Genomic DNA, 15256 nt, shown 5'->3' with positions numbered 1-15256 from the left:
TTGTTACAAACGCATCTAAACTCTATCAGCGTCCCCTGAAGCTGAATAAAATGAGGAGGTAAATTTCATGATTGACGAGCGATACTTAAAGCTTCTGGCAAAGGATTACCCGAACGCACAGGCCGCCGCGTCCGAAATCATCAACCTCAGAGCCATTCTCAGCCTTCCAAAGGGTACAGAGTATTTTTTCAGCGACCTGCATGGAGAACAACAAGCGTTTCTTTATCAACTGAAAAGCGCTTCGGGCGTTGTACGAAAAAAAATCGACGAGCTGTTCGAGCAGTCCATGTCGGAAGGCGAGCGCACCGCTCTGGCCAAACTGATTTATTACCCTGAAACCGAATATCCCAAAAAGAGGAAGCAGGAGCAGGATTTTGACGACTGGTGCCGCATCACCATCTACCGTCTAGTGGAGGTGTGCAGGGAAGCCGCTTCCAAGTACACGCGTTCAAAAGTCCGGAAAAAGCTACCTGAAAGCTTCGCGTATATCATCGACGAGCTGCTCCACGCGGACTGCAGCAACAAGCCGCACTACCACAGCGAAATTATCCGTTCTATTGTTGCAACGCGCATGAGCGAAGAATTCATCACCGCCCTGTGCCACTTAATTCAGCAGCTTTTGATTGATAAACTACATATTATCGGCGATATTTATGACCGCGGACCGCGCGCCGACGCCATTATGGACGCGCTAATCAACTGCCACGACGTCGATATCCAGTGGGGCAACCACGACATTTCCTGGATGGGTGCCGCCGCCGGGAACTGGGCTTGCATCGCCAACGTAATCCGGCTTGGCATCAGCTACAATACGTTTGACCTTCTGGAGGACGGCTACGGAATCAACCTGCGCCCGCTGTCCGTTTTTGCGGAGCAGACTTACCGCGACGACCCGTGCGAAGTCTTTATCCCGCATATTCTGGACGAAAACCAGTACGACCCGGTCGACATCCCTCTGGCCGCAAAAATGCACAAGGCCATGGCGATTATCCAGTTCAAGGTGGAGGGGCAGCTGATTAAGAAACATCCGGAATACGGAATGGATGATCGTATCCTTCTCGATAAAATCGACTTTAAAAAGGGAACCATCAAGCTTGATGGAAAGGAATATCCTTTGCGCGACAACCTGTTCCCCACCGTAGACCCCAACAACCCGCTAGAGCTTACGAAAGCCGAGACCGAGCTGATGAAAACCATCACCGCTTCGTTCTGCCACAGCGAACGGCTTCATAAGCATATCCGCTTCTTATATTCCCACGGCAGCATGTACCTGCGCATCAACGGTAACCTGCTTTACCACGGCTGCATCCCGCTGACGGAAGACGGCCGGCTGGACGTCATCAAATCGTTCGGAACAAACCATTCCGGACGCGAATATCTGGAATTCCTCGACGGTGTGGCGCGAAACGCCTATTTTGCGCCCTGCGGTTCCGCCGAAAAAGAAAATGCGAAAGATATGATGTGGTACTTGTGGTGCGGTGCGAAATCGCCGCTGTTCGGCAAAGAAAAGCTCTCCACCTTCGAACGCTATTTCATCGAAGACAAGGAAACGCATTATGAGAAAATGAATCCATATTACACCCATATTGAACACCGTTCCGCCTGCGAAATGATATTAAGGGAATTCGGCCTTGACCCCGAAACGTCCCATATTATCAACGGTCATGTGCCGGTCAAGGCAGGCGAAAACCCGGTCAAGGGCGACGGGCTTCTGTTTATGATCGACGGAGGTATTTCCAAGGCGTACCAATCGCAGACGGGAATCGGGGGGTACACCTTCATCTTCAACTCGCGCTATCTGGCGCTGGCGGAACATAAACCGCTGAAAACCGGATGCTGCGTAGAGGAAAATTCACCGAAGGTCATGGTTGTGGAAGCAATTAAAAAGCGTGTGACCGTTGCGGATACGGACAATGGCGCCGACCTAAGCCGGCAGATTGAAGAACTGGACGCACTGCTTCAGGCTTACCGAAGCGGTACAATCAAAGAAAAATAAAAGGACGGTTCATGGAAAATCAACTTACGAAAATCGTGCAGCCTCTGCTTTGCTGGTACGCGGAAAACGCAAGGGCCCTCCCGTGGCGGGACGACCCCACGCCGTACCGTGTATGGGTTTCCGAAATTATGCTTCAGCAGACACGGGTTAAGGCTGTGAAACCTTATTTTGAACGTTTTCTGTCCGAGCTGCCCACGATTTCCTCGCTTGCAGACGCGCCGGAGGAACAGCTCTTAAAATTGTGGGAGGGGCTGGGCTATTACAGCCGCGTGCGCAACCTGCAAAAGGCGGCGCGGGTTGTTATGAAAAATTACGGCGGCGTTCTTCCCAAAAAGCCGGAGGAACTGCTCCGGCTTCCCGGAATCGGGGAATACACCGCCGGGGCAGTCGCCTCTATCGCCTACGGCGAGCCCGTTCCCGCAGTGGACGGCAACGTTCTGCGCGTCATCGCGCGCGTGACGGGTGACCGGTCAAATATTAGTGAAACCGCCGTAAAGCGTGAATTTGCGGACAGGTTAAGAAAAATCTATCCGAAAAAGCAGGCTGGGACGTTTACCCAGTCCCTGATGGAGCTGGGGGCAACGGTCTGCCTTCCAAACGCCGAACCGAAATGCGGGGAATGCCCGCTTTCTTCGCTCTGCACCGCACATTCGCTGGGGGCGCAGCGGGAGCTGCCCATAAAAGCTGCAAAAAAGCAGCGGAAAATCGAAGAGCGGACGGTTTTCCTGCTTCTTCACGAAGGCAGGGCAGCGCTTCAAAAGCGGCCGGGCAAAGGGCTTTTAGGCGGGCTCTGGGAATTTCCGAATGTTTTGGGCAAGCTTTCTCCACAGGAAGCGGCAGAACAGTTGAAAATCTTGGGCGTTACGGCGGAAAAGATCGTACCGATCCCCCCTTCCAAGCATATTTTTTCCCATATCGAATGGCATATGACCAACTACCTTGTCCCCATCGCATTGCCGGAAACGCAGGCCTTCGTTTGGGCGGGGCAGCGGGAGCTTGCGGAAACGTACAGCATACCGGCCGCGTTTGGGAAGTGCCTTGCCTATTTTATGCGGACACAGTAAAAATCCTGTAAAAACGGAAAGGCCGCCATCCGGTGCAGTCCGGCATGACGGTCTTCTGAATAGTTGTATTGCGTGGCTATTTTCCTCTTCCTCTTTTTCGTTTGTAGTATAGCACAAATTATTTTAATAAACAATGAATAAATTATGAACAATGCAAGTTTTTTGAGTTTATTTTGAAAGTAGAGCAATAAGAAGCCGAAAAAGGAGATTGTATGAAAGTATTGATTACAGGCGCCAGTTCCGGGATCGGGCGCGACATAGCCGCTGTGCTGAGCGAACAGGGTTTTGATCTGATTCTAGTCGCGCGCCGGCTGGAACGGCTGGAGCAGGTAAAGAACGAATTAAAAACCAACGTGAAAATCATCTGCGCCGACTTGTCCAACGCCGCCGCGTGCATCCAGCTTTACGAACAGGTAAAGGGCGAGCACATTGATATCCTAATCAATAACGCGGGTTTTGGCGTTTTCGGCGCGTTCGACGAAACCGACCTGCAAAGGGAGCTTCGGATGATCGATACGAATGTCCGGGCGGTGCATATCCTGACAAAGCTTTTCCTGCGGGATTTCAAAGCGCGGAATTCCGGCTATATTCTGAATGTTGCGTCCGCGGCCGCTTTCCAGCCCGGTCCGCTTCTGTCGTCCTATTACGCGACAAAAGCGTATGTCCTCCGGTTGACGCAGGCAGTTTACGAGGAGCTTCGGCGCGCGGGCAGCAAGGTACGCATCTGTGCGCTCTGCCCCGGCCCCGTCCGGACGGAGTTCGACGAGGTTGCCGACGTAAAATTCAGCGTAAAAGGGCTGGAAAGCCGGTATGTTGCCGAATACGCTATCCGCAAAATGTTCCGGGGAAAGCTGGTTATTGTTCCGGGAATAACCATGAAACTCGCCCACGGATTCGGAAGGTTCCTGCCGGACAAACAGCTTTTGAAAGTTGCCTACCACATGCAGAAGCGCAAAAGCGGAAAATAGGCGGGTTGTCGTCCTGCAACGAAACCGGTGGAAATAACCGTATGAATAATGCGCCTTGAAACAGCTTTACCGGCTGAATCGAGGCGCATTTTTATGTATTTGGAAAAACTTCCTTTATGTTACATCCCCGGGCTTATGCTTTAATTCCCGCCAGCTTTTCCAAAGCGTAGGGAATACCGTCCTCGTCGTTTGAGAGCGTTACGAAGTCGGCAGCCTTCTTTGCCGCGTCGCAGCCGTTTTGCATGGCGACGCCGCATCCGGCGAATGCAAGCATCTTAAGGTCATTGGTTTCATCACCAAATGCAATGACCTCTTCCGCTTTAATGCCCAACCTTTCGCAGAGATGCCGAAGGGCGTCCCCCTTATTTGTGGTGGCACCGTTGATTTCAAGGTTATTGTTGAACGAGGACGTCAGGGCAAACTCATTGGTTTCGCTGAGCTTGTTCCAGATTTTCTCCCGCACCTCCGGTTCCATGAAAGGAACATTGATTTTTTCCAGCCTTCTTTTCCCCTTTTTCAGAAATTCCGGCAGATCATCTACGGCAATTTGTTTTTTCAGAAACATATCGACATAAAGCTGCGGATAATCTTTAAAGGTTGAAACCAGGTCAAGCTGGCTTTTTTGCACATAGGAGTCTCCGCCGGTATAGGCTTCCACCAGCACATTGCAGCCCATCAGGTATTTTACCAAGCGGCCGGATTGTTCTTCGGTCATCAGGTTCTCGTAAATCACGGTGTCGTTTTCCAAATCCACAACCGTTGCACCATTTGCCGTGATTGCATACCGGATGGAGCCAACTTCCAGAATCTGGTCGGGGATCAGATTGCGTACGCGCCCGGTCGCCGGAACGATGTGTATTCCGCGCTGCGCTGCGGCCCGTAAAACCCGGGTGGTTTTCGGCGACATGGTTTTATCTGTTTTTAACGAGGTGCCATCCATATCCAGCGCAATCAGCTTAATGTTCAATGTATTTTCCCCCTGTGTTTTTCTTAATTCTTATTTATTATACCATGGTCCGCCCACAAGGGAAACGGCTTTCCGAATTTACTTGTCCCCAAAATTACATTTTATTCCAAATATACAATATACACAGAAATTCTTAACGTTTTCTTTATGGTTTTGCCCTTTCTTTCTTTAAATAACCTGTGATATAATATATGCGAATACCGTAATTTTTTAATAAACTATGATACTGGCGGGAAGTGATTGGAATCAGAGAATTGAACAGGGGTCGGGTTCATGCTACGGCAAGTGTTCCGGTATGCAGATTAAAGGACGCTTTAACCTGCATAACCAAGCCGAAAGGAGTTGTCCCTATCTCCATTTTGATTGCAAACCGCAGTCCGCTTGCAAAAAGGGATCCATGACACAAAAAGCAAAGGAAAACAAAGCAGGCGATAATGGAGCGGGAACGGAAATATAGCTGCCGCTGAGGGGAGCTGAATAAGATGACGAGCAAAGCTTCAGTTTTAATTGTTGAGGACGAGGCCGCCGTAAGCGATCATATTGCTGCCGTACTGGCCGCCGACAATTATCGTCCGCTCAAAGCCGAAACCGGTGCTTTTGCCTTATCGATGGTTTCGTCACATTGTCCGGATGTTATCCTCTTGAATTTAGGCCTTCCCGATATGGACGGAATGGAAGTTCTGAAAGCCGTTCGGAAATGGTCTGGAATTCCGATTATTATCGTGTCTGCACGGGGAAATGAAAAAACAAAGGTTCAGGCGCTTGACTCGGGCGCTGACGACTATATTACAAAGCCGTTCGGCACAGCCGAATTACTTGCCCGAATCCGCACCGCGATCCGTCATGGCATGAAAATGGAATCCGGCGAAGATCTTCCCGGCGGGGTTTACCGCAGGGGTGGTCTGTTCATCGATTTCGAAAGGCATCTTGTCACCGTAGACGGCAGGGACGTACATCTGACGCCGATTGAATTCAAAATCGTATCGCTGGTTGCAAGCCACGCGGGCAATGTACTTACGTATTCGCACATTATTCACCACGTCTGGGGAAATTTTGCGCAAAGTGACCACCAGATTCTGCGGGTAAACATGGCCAATATCCGCAGAAAAATCGAACAGGACCCAGCACATCCAAGGTACATCCAAACCGTAGCCGGGGTCGGCTACCGCATGAGCGTGAGCGGAAAAATGTGATCTTACTTTTTTTTGTGCAAATTATTGTAAAAATATGCGTTATTTTTTTAACACTAGTTCTTTTATTTCGCTTGTAATGAAATTTAGCATAATTTATCCATTTCGTTACTTTCGGCATTTAAACGCTCTATTGGGAAATTTTACATTTAAGTCGGAGGGATTGTTATGAAAAAAGGGACGAAAATCAGCATTTTAGGTGCGGGCAACGTTGGCGCAACCATCGCATACACCCTTACGGTAAGCGGTGTCGCTTCTGAAATCGTACTGGTCGATATCAATCAAAACAAAGCAAAGGGCGAAGCAATGGATATTATCCAGGGCACCGCACTATGCCCGCCGGTCAACATCTATGCCGGTGATTACTGCGACATCAAGAATTCCGACATTGTCATCGTCACACTGGGCAGCGCCCGCAAACCAGGTCAGACCCGGATCGACCTTGCACAGGGGAACGTCAACATTATCAAGAGCGTTATGCCAGACGCGGTTCGTTACGCGCCGGACGCGATTTATGTCGTTGTAAGCAATCCGGTCGACATCATCACTTATACGATCATGAAAGTGACGGGTCTTCCGGAATCCCATGTAATTGGTTCCGGCACTCTGCTTGATTCCGCCCGCCTGCGCGAAATCATCGCCAGCAAAATCGAAATCAGCCCCAAAAACGTTCACGCGGATGTTTTTGGCGAGCATGGCGATTCTTCCATGGTTCCGTGGTCCCTCGCCAGCATTGGCGGCATGCCGCTGAACCACTATCTTAACGCAATGAAGGCAAAAAATCCGGACTTCCCGGGTCTTGACCTTGACCAGATCGTGGAAGATGTACATACCTCCGGCGGACAGGTTATCAAGCTGAAGGGCGCCACCTTCTATGCCATCGCACTTTCGGCGCGCCATATCTGCACCTGCATCCTCCGCAACACCAACACCGTTGTCACCTGCTCCGGCATGCTGCACGGCGCTTACGGCATTAACGACGTGTGCCTGAGCCTACCGTACATTATCAACGCGCGGGGTGCAGCGCCGATGGAGGTGCCCGATCTGACTGCTGAGGAACAGGAAAAATTCGTCCATAGTGCAAACGTATTGAAGGAAACTATTTCGTCTCTCAATATTTAATTTGTTTTGAAAGGAATGTATATTCATGGATTACGCACAGGAATCGCTGAAAAAGCATTACGAATGGAACGGTAAAATCGAAATGATTTGCCGCGCACCGCTAAAGACCCGCGAGGATCTTTCCCTTGCCTATACTCCGGGCGTAGCGCAGCCCTGCCTGGAGATTCAGAAGGACGTTAACAAGAGCTTTGAGCTGACCCGCCGTTCCAATCTGGTGGCAGTCGTAACCGACGGCACCGCAGTTCTCGGATTGGGCGACATTGGCCCGGAAGCCGGCATGCCGGTTATGGAAGGTAAATGCGCGTTATTTAAGACCTTTGGTGATGTGGACGCGATCCCTCTTTGCGTTCGATCCAAAGATGTGGACGAAATCGTCAACACGATCCGTCTGCTCGCAGGAAGTTTCGGCGGCATTAACCTGGAGGATATCTCCGCACCCCGCTGTTTTGAAATTGAAAGAAAGTTAAAAGCCTGCTGCGACATTCCGATTTTCCACGACGACCAACACGGCACCGCCGTTGTAACCCTTGCCGCCATGCTCAACGCGCTGAAGCTGACCGGCAAGAAACTGGACGAAATCCGCGTTGTTACCTCGGGCGCGGGCGCGGCCGGCATCGCAATTATTAAACTCTTGATCGCGCTCGGCCTGAAGGACGTTATCATGTGTGACCGCCATGGCGCGATTTACCAGGGACGTGACGGCCTGAATAAAGAGAAAGAGGAAATGGCCGCGATCACCAACCACGAAAAGCGCAGCGGAAGCCTTGCGGACATGCTCAAGGGTGCCGACGTATTCATCGGCGTTTCCGCTCCAAACTGCGTAACGGCGGAAATGGTCAAGAGCATGAACAAGGACCCGATCCTGTTCCCGATGGCAAACCCGACTCCGGAAATCATGCCGGACATTGCCCTCGCCGCAGGCGCAGCCGTTGTTGGCACGGGCCGCAGCGACTTCCCCAACCAGATCAACAACGTTCTGGCGTTCCCTGGCATCTTCCGCGGTGCGCTTGACGTACGCGCAAGCGACATCAACGACGAAATGAAGATTGCGGCAGCGTATGCAATCGCCGGATTTGTTTCCGACGACAAGCTTTCTGCCGATTACATCATTCCGAGCGCCCTCGACCGCAATGTTGCTTCCGCCGTTGCAAAGGCAGTTGCCGAAGCTGCCCGCAAATCCGGCGTGGCAAGAATCTAATTCCTCTACGGATAAAACAATCCAGTCCCGTCCTTCCTTGCGGGAAGGGCGGGGCTGTTTTTTATATAATAAAAACATGAAAGATTCTTGCTTTCCCCGTATTCGCTTTATAAAATAAACACGCTGAAAATGCACCGAAAGCGCGTTGAGAAAGCTTGTTTGCCGCAACGAATGGTCGAGCGGAAAAGGGAAAAACCCGACGCAAAATAGAGCGCCTCAGAGCCCCCTAATGCCGGATATTTCGTATTCTAATAGCTAATTTTTTGTAGAAAATTCAAAAAAAGAGGTTAAGGAAGATTCCCTAACCTCTTGTTCTTACAGATTATACAGACCTTACCATCCAACGGATGGTATGCAAAAATGCATGGCGCTAATTCCAATATATCGCGCGAACCTCGATTGTTCTGTGCTGTATAACTATAGATAGAATAGCACATACAAACTTGTTTGTCAATACTCTTTTGCTATTTTTTATTGAATTCCAAAAACTACCGGCGCTGCTTCTTTCAGCTTTTCAATCAGCTCTTCCGCAGCCGCCTTTTCCTTGCTCTTCGCAGAAATATAGATCTTGATTTTGGGTTCGGTTCCGCTGGGACGTACCGTCAGCTTGCTTCCGTTTTCCAGCCGGTATTCCAGCACATTGGACTTCGGCAGCTTGATTTCGCTTATCTTGCCCGCGTCGCAGCGCTTGGAAGCTTCGTAATCGCTCCAGCCGGCCACCTTTACGCCAGCAATTTCCGCCGGCACATTTTCGCGCAGGTTCTGCATAATCCGGGCCATCCGCTTCATGCCCTCTTCGCCCTCAAAGGCAAAATTCAGCAGCGCGTTTTCGTAGTAGCCGTATTTGTGATAGAGCGCTTCCATCGCGTCTACCAGGGTCATGCCCTTCTGCTTATAAGCATAAGCCATCTGGCAGATGAGCATGCTTGCGTTTACCGCGTCCTTGTCGCGGACATAACTGCCGGAAAGATAGCCATAGCTTTCTTCAAATCCAAAAATATAACGGTCGGCTTCGCCCTTTGCCTCCAGCAGGCCAATCTGGTCGCCGATATACTTGAAACCGGTAAGCACACGCACCATGTCTATGCCGTAGTCCTTCGCAACCGCGTCCGCCATATCGGTGCTGACGATGGTTGTCACCGCAACCGGATTCTTTGGCAGAGTGCCATTCTCCCTGCGGTGGCGGGCGATAAAGTCGAGCAGGAGCACACCGACTTCGTTGCCGCTCATCAGTACGAATTTCCCGTTCTGGTTTACCGCGATTCCGCAGCGGTCGCAGTCCGGGTCGGTTGCAAGCAACAGATCCGGCTGTACCTTTTCGCAAAGATCCAATCCCTTCTGCAGCGCCTCTTTGATTTCGGGATTCGGGAACGGGCAGGTTTTAAAGGTTCCGTCCGGATATTCCTGTTCCGGAACAACAGTAACATCCTGAATGCCGATTAAGCTCATCATACGGGTTACACAGACAAGCCCCGTGCCGTTCAGCGGCGTGTACACCACTTTCAGGTTGGAGCAGTCGTCCTTCAGAACTCTCTGCTTAAGCACATCACTCAGGAATGCGTGGATTACTTCATCCTTAATATACTCAATCATGCCGTTTTTCAGACCGTCGTCAAAAGAGATGCGTTTAACGTCCTCAAAAATATCCAAGCTGTTAATTTCACTCAGAACTTCGTCCGCCATCTCCAGCGTAATCTGGCAGCCATCGCTTCCGTAAACTTTGTACCCGTTGTATTTGGCGGGATTATGGCTTGCTGTAACGCAGATGCCCGCATCGCATTTTAAGTGACGAACCGCGTAGGAAAGCGTTGGGGTCGGTGAAAGCTTCGGATAAATATACGCTTTAATACCGTTTGCCGCCAGGACCGCCGCGCTCTGCTTTGCGAACACGTCGGACTTTATGCGGCTGTCGTACGCAATTGCAACCGACGGATTTCTCCCGTGCTTGTTCAGATAATTCGCAAGTCCCTGGGTTGCCTTGCGGACGGTATAAACATTCATCCTGTTGGTTCCCGCGCCGATTACGCCGCGAAGCCCGCCTGTTCCAAATTCCAAATTGCGGTAAAATCTATCGTTTATCTCATCCGGCTGGTCCTTTATACTTTTCAACTCTTCCGTCAAATCGGAGTCGTCCAGCTCCATACGGAGCCATCTTTCAAATTCAGACATAGAGACATCCCTTTCCTCATGAGATTTTTTGCTTATCAACAACTAAAGATTACCATTTGTTTTACCAGGTGTCAATCAAATTTTCAGGATATTGGTCACAACACCGGCGGCGGATAGGTCGATTATTCCATATGTTCCCCTGGATCCATGCAGGCTACCGGGGTTCATCAGATACAGCCCGTCCTCGTAATCGGTCAGCGCATCATGGGTATGGCCGAACAGGACAATATCCGCTTTCCGTTCGCGCGCCGCCATGGTAATATTATACAATCCGTATTTTACATTGTATGTATACCCATGGGTATATAGAATGTGCTTGCCGCAAAGGGTAATTTCCCCTTCGTTCGGCAGCGTACTGCTCCAGTCGCAATTCCCGCGGACAAGCAGAAACATTTTTTCAGGAAAACTGTCTTTCATTTGCAACGCTTCGTCGGCACCGTCGCCAAGATGGATAACCACTTCGGCGGAGGGCTGGCTTAAAATCGCCTGCCGAAGATTTGCTTCGTCCCGGTGCGTATCCGAGACCACTAATATTCGCATGAACAAAACCTCCAGATGATTCGCGGCCCGTGGCCGTCATATATTAAACTCCCGTATCATACAATGATAGCGGGGTGATTGTATGCAAAGCAAGGAGGAAAACCAAAAGCTCCTGCAAAGTCTTCTCAAGCAGCTCAGCCCGGAAGACAAAAAGAAGCTTGACAGTATTTTATCGGATAAAACACAGGTTGAAAAAATATTAAGCACGCCGCAGGCGCAAGAGATGATGAAGAAATTCAAGGGAGGAAAATAAATGGATGATCTTGCCGCGAAGCTCGGCGAGCTGCTGAACAATCCCGGCAGTCTGGAAAAGCTGAAGAGCCTTGCCGGGCTTCTGGGCGGCGCGGTACAAGAACAGCCGCCCCCTGCGCCGGAGGAACCGGCGCAGGGGGGCTCCCCGGGAATTGATACGGAAGTCCTGCAAATGGTTACGAGAATTATGCCGTTGCTGTCCAACTTCCGGCAGGAAGACGACAACACACGGCTGCTGCGCGCCCTGCGGCCGCTTTTAAGCCCGGCGCGCCAAAAAAAGCTGGACGAATCCATTAAAATCCTTCAACTGGTCCGGTTGCTACCGCTGCTAAGAAGCAGCGGTATTCTCTGAGGTGGAACATGGCTGATAGTTACAATTACGATATGCAGCGCCTACAGCAAGATGCAATCCGGCGCGCGCGCGAAATGCAGTCGCGCGCACAGGCTGCTGTTTCACAGTCGAATCGAAATATCCCGAATCCGCCGGGGGCAAACCAGGCACGCAACAATGCCCCGTCCTCCCAGCGTTCGGCGGCTGCGCCAACCGCTTCCCCGGCAGAAAAGCCCACTCCGCAGCATTCCAACAACACAGGAGGTCAGATGGTTCCGTTCCGGAATCTGTTCGACACCCTGTTCGACGACAGCGAGCGAACGCTCATCCTAGTGCTGATGCTGCTCCTCATTGAAGAGCGCGCGGACACCGGGCTGATCTTCGCGCTGCTTTATCTGGTGCTGTGATTACTTTTCCTGCGGTGTCCGAATGGCGTAGATGTATTCCTGATTTGTTTTCGGATCGGATTTGAGTATGTACTCCATATATTTTGTAGGCTTGGGGGTTACAACGGCACTCGTGGTCTGGTTGCGCGACGCGTCGCTTGGCGAAACGTATCCGACACGCAGCACGGTGGTATCCCCCTGCTTTTTTGCGCTTTCCGTATAGGGCGTGAAGCTGCTGTCCGAAGAATATAGTGCGACATGGAACTGGTTCTTTTCGGAATTGTATTCAAAAAAGGTTTCCTTGGCCGGTGTTTTGGGCTGAAGCTGGCAGTCCGGCCCGAAAAGCTCATGGCAAGCGTTTACCACGTCGCCAAGCGGAACAAGGACTCTTCCGCTGTCGTCGTAGCTGTTGTAGTTGGAACCGCCGTTCGCCGTAATCGTTTTCCAAAGCGAAGCGTTCAGCACAAATTCCTCATCGGCCTTATCCGGCGAAGCAAACGGCTGCGGATCCTGCATGACGACGGTTGTAAGGAAGGAATCATAGGCTCGCAGCTTGCTGTCGTCGGTAGCCGCGCGGTAAATGCTCTTTCCGATTGTCCCGGCAATAAAGCATACGCCGACCAGCGCAAGAAGCAGCACCAGGGTGCCGGCCGCCACGCCGTAACGGCGGCGCCGGTGCGTACCGGTGCGCTTGGGCTCTGCCGGCTGTTCCGGCTCCACGGCATCCTCCGGCTCATCTGGGTTCAAACCGTCATCCCATTTGGCTAAAAGCTCTTCATCGCCGTTGGTTTCGTCTTCTGGAAGGAAATCGTCGATCTCCATTTCCTCCGGCTCAACGGGGTCTATCTTCTGATTGGGCTTGTTATAAGCATCGCGATAGTCGGCTGAAAAGCCCGGAATGGATTTCTTTCGTTTTTTGCTCATCTGAATAAACTCCGCTTTCTATCGTATTTGACCGCTTCCACTGATAATAAACTTTGTGGAGGTAAGCTGATTTACGCCCATGGGGCCGCGCGCGTGCAGCTTCTGTGTGGAAATTCCGATTTCAGCGCCCAGCCCGAATTCGCCGCCGTCGGTGAAACGGGTGGAGGCGTTGACATAGACTGCCGCGGAATCGACCCGCTCGGTAAATTCCCGCGCGCGCTCATAGCTTCGGGTAACGATGGCCTCGCTGTGCCCGCTGGAATACCGCGCGATATGGTCAATCGCTTCGTCGATGCTGTCCACCACTTTGACCGCGAGGATAAAATCAAGGTATTCCGTCACCCAATCCTCCTCCTGCGCGGGGACGATATCTCCGCCCAGAATTGCGCGCGTCCGTTCGCAGCCGCGGATTTCCACATGCTTTTCGTCCAGCCGCGCCTTGATGGCGGGCAGCGCCTTTTCCGCAATATCCTTATGGACAAGAATGGTTTCAATCGCGTTGCAGACGGACGGGCGGGAAGTCTTTGCGTTAAAAATAATCTCCGCCGCCATATCGATGTCGGCGCTGTCGTCCACATAAACATGGCAGTTGCCCGCGCCGGTTTCAATCACCGGCACCCGCGAATTTTCCACCACGGACCGGATAAGGCTTTTCCCGCCGCGGGGAATCAGCACGTCGAGATATCCGGTAAGCTGCATCATTTCTAAGGAGGACGCGCGGCTGGTATCCTGTACAAGCTGGATTCCGTCTTTCGGCAGCCCGGCTTTTTCAATCGCGCCGCGCAGGATTTCCGCCACGCACCGGTTGGAAAGGAAGGCTTCTTTTCCGCCGCGCAGAATCACCGCGTTGCCCGCTTTCAGGCAGAGCGCCGCCGCATCGGCCGTGACGTTCGGCCTTGCTTCGTAGATCATGCCGATAACTCCGATCGGGACGCGCACCTGCTCAATTTTCAGCCCGTTTGGGCGAACGCCCCCGCCCACGATGGTGCCGACCGGGTCTTCCTGCGCCGCCACGCAGCGGATCCCCTCCGCCATGCCAAGGATACGGTCGCGGTTCAGCGTCAAACGATCCAGCAGAGATTCACTCATACCGCTTTGGCGCGCGGTGTTCACATCCTGCGCGTTGGCGGCAAGAATCTCTCTTTCGCCGCTTTCAATTGCCGCGGCCATTTGAAGAAGCGCCTTGTCCTTTAACGACCCCGCCGTTGCCAGCGCGCGGGCCGCTTCCTTCGCGTTTTTCCCCATCTGCTCCAATACGGTCATGCCGTTACCCCCTTTGTTCTATCTTACTTCTTTTTCGTGCCGAAAACTGTCCCTATTTGTACGCCGTCGAAAAGCTGGTACAGGGATTTCGGGTCCGCGCCGCTCATCACACAGCAAGGGATACCCGCTTCGTTGGCATAAGCCGCCGCGCTCACCTTAGTGCTCATGCCGCCCGTACCGCGGTTGGAGCCAGTGCCGCCCGCAAGTCGCCGGATTTCATCGGTGACCTCCGGCACATAGGGGATGCGTTTGGCATTCGCGTCCACGCGCGGATTCGCATCATACAGGCCGTCGATATCCGTCAGGATGACCAGCAAATCGGCATCGACCAGCCTTGCCACCGTTGCGGAAAGCGTGTCGTTGTCGCCAAAATTGTTGCCAACCAGCTCGTCGATGGCAACGGAGTCGTTTTCGTTCACAACGGGAATAATATCCATTTTGATTAACTCATTGAATGTATTCTGGGTATTGCGCTTATTATGTTCATTCGCAATGACGTCGGTGGTCAGAAGAACCTGCGCCACCATCCGGTTGTACTCGCCGAACAGCTTGTCGTACATAAACATCAGCTCACACTGGCCGACCGCCGCGACCGCCTGCTTGCGTTCCGTTTCCTGCGGTCGTTCCGGCAGCCCGAGTTTTCCAACGCCCACGCCGATTGCGCCGGACGTGACAAGGATAATTTCCCTGCCGGAATTCTGCAGATCGCTCAGCACCTTGCACAGCGTTTCCATCCTGCGCAGGTTCAGTTTTCCGTTTTCATACGTCAGGGTGGATGTGCCTACCTTGACAACGATTCTTTTTGCCTGTGTTATTGCCGACATATCTTTTCTCCTAAATTTTATTGATCCTGTTTTTGCGGATTTCCTTCCCGGCAGGCTGCCAT

Annotated in this window: 15 protein-coding genes; 9 read left to right on the top strand and 6 right to left on the bottom strand. The window is 51.9% G+C overall.

The genetic code is table 11. The features are described 5' to 3' along the window. Positions 1–67 precede the first annotated feature (67 nt). The 3 genes from CAGA_RS05910 (at position 68) to CAGA_RS05900 (ending at position 4028) form a co-directional block, all read left to right on the top strand. Entirely contained in the window at positions 68–1996 is a 1929-nt protein-coding gene (locus CAGA_RS05910; RefSeq protein WP_135658871.1) for a fructose-1,6-bisphosphatase, read from the top strand. Between the two features lie 11 nt (positions 1997–2007). Then, positions 2008–3060, top strand: a complete 1053-nt coding sequence (gene mutY, locus CAGA_RS05905) for an A/G-specific adenine glycosylase (RefSeq protein ID WP_135658869.1) — start codon at positions 2008–2010, stop codon at positions 3058–3060. Positions 3061–3272: 212 nt separating this feature from the next. Further along, positions 3273–4028 (top strand): SDR family NAD(P)-dependent oxidoreductase, encoded by a 756-nt coding sequence (locus tag CAGA_RS05900; RefSeq protein ID WP_135658866.1) that lies wholly within the window; start codon positions 3273–3275, stop codon positions 4026–4028. Between the two features lie 133 nt (positions 4029–4161). Here the strand turns inward: CAGA_RS05900 and CAGA_RS05895 are convergent, their stop codons facing one another. Beyond that, entirely contained in the window at positions 4162–4995 is an 834-nt protein-coding gene (locus CAGA_RS05895; protein WP_135658863.1) for a Cof-type HAD-IIB family hydrolase, read from the bottom strand. A 482-nt stretch (positions 4996–5477) separates the two neighbouring features. Between CAGA_RS05895 and CAGA_RS05890 the strand changes: the two genes are divergently transcribed. From CAGA_RS05890 to CAGA_RS05880, 3 genes are all read left to right on the top strand, one after another. Beyond that, positions 5478–6188: a response regulator gene (locus tag CAGA_RS05890; RefSeq protein WP_135658861.1), complete on the top strand. Its 711-nt coding sequence runs from the start codon at positions 5478–5480 to the stop codon at positions 6186–6188. Positions 6189–6353: 165 nt separating this feature from the next. Next, positions 6354–7307: an L-lactate dehydrogenase gene (locus CAGA_RS05885; RefSeq protein WP_135658860.1), complete on the top strand. Its 954-nt coding sequence runs from the start codon at positions 6354–6356 to the stop codon at positions 7305–7307. Between the two features lie 25 nt (positions 7308–7332). Then, on the top strand, positions 7333–8505 hold the full coding sequence (locus CAGA_RS05880; RefSeq protein ID WP_135658858.1) for an NAD(P)-dependent malic enzyme: 1173 nt from the start codon (positions 7333–7335) through the stop codon (positions 8503–8505). 471 nt (positions 8506–8976) lie between these two features. On the opposite strand, the gene CAGA_RS05875 is transcribed toward CAGA_RS05880, so the two are convergent. Next, positions 8977–10674: a phospho-sugar mutase gene (locus CAGA_RS05875; RefSeq protein ID WP_135658855.1), complete on the bottom strand. Its 1698-nt coding sequence runs from the start codon at positions 10672–10674 to the stop codon at positions 8977–8979. Between the two features lie 75 nt (positions 10675–10749). Further along, a complete protein-coding gene (locus tag CAGA_RS05870; RefSeq protein ID WP_135658852.1) occupies positions 10750–11214 on the bottom strand; it encodes a YfcE family phosphodiesterase in 465 nt (154 codons plus the stop codon). Positions 11215–11296: 82 nt separating this feature from the next. Between CAGA_RS05870 and CAGA_RS12640 the strand changes: the two genes are divergently transcribed. The 3 genes from CAGA_RS12640 to CAGA_RS05860 are packed head-to-tail and all read left to right on the top strand — an operon-like array spanning position 11297 to position 12204. Further along, positions 11297–11467, top strand: a complete 171-nt coding sequence (locus CAGA_RS12640) for a hypothetical protein (protein WP_167875171.1) — start codon at positions 11297–11299, stop codon at positions 11465–11467. Next, entirely contained in the window at positions 11468–11818 is a 351-nt protein-coding gene (locus CAGA_RS05865) for a hypothetical protein (protein ID WP_135658850.1), read from the top strand. An 8-nt stretch (positions 11819–11826) separates the two neighbouring features. Further along, positions 11827–12204 (top strand): hypothetical protein, encoded by a 378-nt coding sequence (locus tag CAGA_RS05860; protein WP_135658847.1) that lies wholly within the window; start codon positions 11827–11829, stop codon positions 12202–12204. Here CAGA_RS05860 and CAGA_RS05855 read toward each other — a convergent pair whose 3' ends face one another. Genes CAGA_RS05855 through proB form a run of 3 tightly spaced genes read right to left on the bottom strand, consistent with a single transcriptional unit; the run spans position 12205 to position 15194 of the window. Next, positions 12205–13107: a hypothetical protein gene (locus tag CAGA_RS05855; protein ID WP_135658844.1), complete on the bottom strand. Its 903-nt coding sequence runs from the start codon at positions 13105–13107 to the stop codon at positions 12205–12207. It lies immediately after the preceding gene. A gap of 18 nt (positions 13108–13125) precedes the next feature. After that, positions 13126–14370 (bottom strand): glutamate-5-semialdehyde dehydrogenase, encoded by a 1245-nt coding sequence (locus CAGA_RS05850; RefSeq protein WP_135658840.1) that lies wholly within the window; start codon positions 14368–14370, stop codon positions 13126–13128. Between the two features lie 23 nt (positions 14371–14393). Further along, the gene (gene proB, locus CAGA_RS05845; protein ID WP_135658837.1) at positions 14394–15194 is read right to left on the bottom strand and encodes a glutamate 5-kinase; all 801 of its coding nucleotides are present in this window, start codon (positions 15192–15194) and stop codon (positions 14394–14396) included. Between the last annotated feature and the right edge of the window lie 62 nt (positions 15195–15256).

This window comes from Caproiciproducens galactitolivorans (assembly GCF_004768785.1).
GTDB classification, from domain to species: domain Bacteria; phylum Bacillota; class Clostridia; order Oscillospirales; family Acutalibacteraceae; genus Caproiciproducens; species Caproiciproducens galactitolivorans.
This window is presented reverse-complemented; position numbering and strand designations above follow the sequence as displayed.

Coding starts and splice junctions, on each gene's coding strand:
- CAGA_RS05910 (WP_135658871.1), top strand. CDS start 68: ATGATTGACGAGCGATACTTAAAGCTTCTGGCAAAGGATTACCCGAAC.
- CAGA_RS05860 (WP_135658847.1), top strand. CDS start 11,827: ATGGCTGATAGTTACAATTACGATATGCAGCGCCTACAGCAAGATGCA.
- CAGA_RS12640 (WP_167875171.1), top strand. CDS start 11,297: ATGCAAAGCAAGGAGGAAAACCAAAAGCTCCTGCAAAGTCTTCTCAAG.
- CAGA_RS05875 (WP_135658855.1), bottom strand. CDS start 10,674: ATGTCTGAATTTGAAAGATGGCTCCGTATGGAGCTGGACGACTCCGAT.
- CAGA_RS05865 (WP_135658850.1), top strand. CDS start 11,468: ATGGATGATCTTGCCGCGAAGCTCGGCGAGCTGCTGAACAATCCCGGC.
- CAGA_RS05890 (WP_135658861.1), top strand. CDS start 5,478: ATGACGAGCAAAGCTTCAGTTTTAATTGTTGAGGACGAGGCCGCCGTA.
- CAGA_RS05850 (WP_135658840.1), bottom strand. CDS start 14,370: ATGACCGTATTGGAGCAGATGGGGAAAAACGCGAAGGAAGCGGCCCGC.
- proB (WP_135658837.1), bottom strand. CDS start 15,194: ATGTCGGCAATAACACAGGCAAAAAGAATCGTTGTCAAGGTAGGCACA.
- CAGA_RS05870 (WP_135658852.1), bottom strand. CDS start 11,214: ATGCGAATATTAGTGGTCTCGGATACGCACCGGGACGAAGCAAATCTT.
- mutY (WP_135658869.1), top strand. CDS start 2,008: ATGGAAAATCAACTTACGAAAATCGTGCAGCCTCTGCTTTGCTGGTAC.
- CAGA_RS05900 (WP_135658866.1), top strand. CDS start 3,273: ATGAAAGTATTGATTACAGGCGCCAGTTCCGGGATCGGGCGCGACATA.
- CAGA_RS05885 (WP_135658860.1), top strand. CDS start 6,354: ATGAAAAAAGGGACGAAAATCAGCATTTTAGGTGCGGGCAACGTTGGC.
- CAGA_RS05855 (WP_135658844.1), bottom strand. CDS start 13,107: ATGAGCAAAAAACGAAAGAAATCCATTCCGGGCTTTTCAGCCGACTAT.
- CAGA_RS05880 (WP_135658858.1), top strand. CDS start 7,333: ATGGATTACGCACAGGAATCGCTGAAAAAGCATTACGAATGGAACGGT.